At 69.3% G+C, this 778-nt stretch carries 1 protein-coding gene; it reads right to left on the bottom strand.

The features are described from left to right. On the bottom strand, positions 1-577 hold a 577-nt coding region (locus ARC23_RS20205; protein ID WP_152985312.1), incomplete at its 3' end, for an aminotransferase class I/II-fold pyridoxal phosphate-dependent enzyme. Between the last annotated feature and the right edge of the window lie 201 nt (positions 578-778).

Below are 778 nucleotides of genomic sequence, written 5' to 3'. Positions count from 1 at the left end.
GCAGGAACGGTGTGGCCACGGTGTTGTCGACGATCAGCGGCACGCCGGCGGCATGCGCGACCTCGGCGATCGCAGCGATGTCGGTGACATTGCCGCGCGGGTTGCCGATCGATTCGACGAACACCGCCTTGGTGCGGTCGTCGATCAGCGCGGCGAATGCGGCCGGGTCGGCCGGATCGGCAAAGCGCGCCTGGATGCCGTACTGCGGCAGCGTGTGCGCCAGCAGGTTGAGGCTGCCACCGTAGAGCGCACTGGAGGCGACGACGTTGTCGCCGGCCTCGGCGATGGTCTGGATGGCGTAGGTGATCGCGGCCTGCCCCGAGGCCAGCGCCAGCGCGCCGATGCCGCCTTCCAACGCGGCCAGGCGCTGTTCCAGCACGTCGGTGGTGGGGTTCATGATGCGGGTATAGATGTTGCCGGGCACCTTCAGGTCGAACAGGTCGGCGCCGTGCTGGGTGTCATCGAAGGCATACGCCACGGTCTGGTAGATCGGCACCGCCACCGCGCGGGTGGTCGGGTCGGGACGGTAGCCGCCGTGCACGGCCAGGGTTTCCAGTTGCCACTGCGGGTCGCTCATCGGGCCAGGCTCCATCCGGGGAAACCGCCACCATAGGCCAGCCGACATCCGCCGCTGAAAGCCGCTGGCGATGACGCCCGTACCGGCGGTTATCAGGTTGGCCGCGATTCAGGCAGCCGTGATGGGCCATTGCTAGGCTTCGCCGCCGGGCGCTCCTGCCCGGGCACGGAGGCCCCCACGCATGCAGCCATCCCCCTGGAC

The organism is Stenotrophomonas beteli (genome assembly GCF_001431665.1).
GTDB classification, from domain to species: domain Bacteria; phylum Pseudomonadota; class Gammaproteobacteria; order Xanthomonadales; family Xanthomonadaceae; genus Stenotrophomonas; species Stenotrophomonas beteli.
This window is presented reverse-complemented; position numbering and strand designations above follow the sequence as displayed.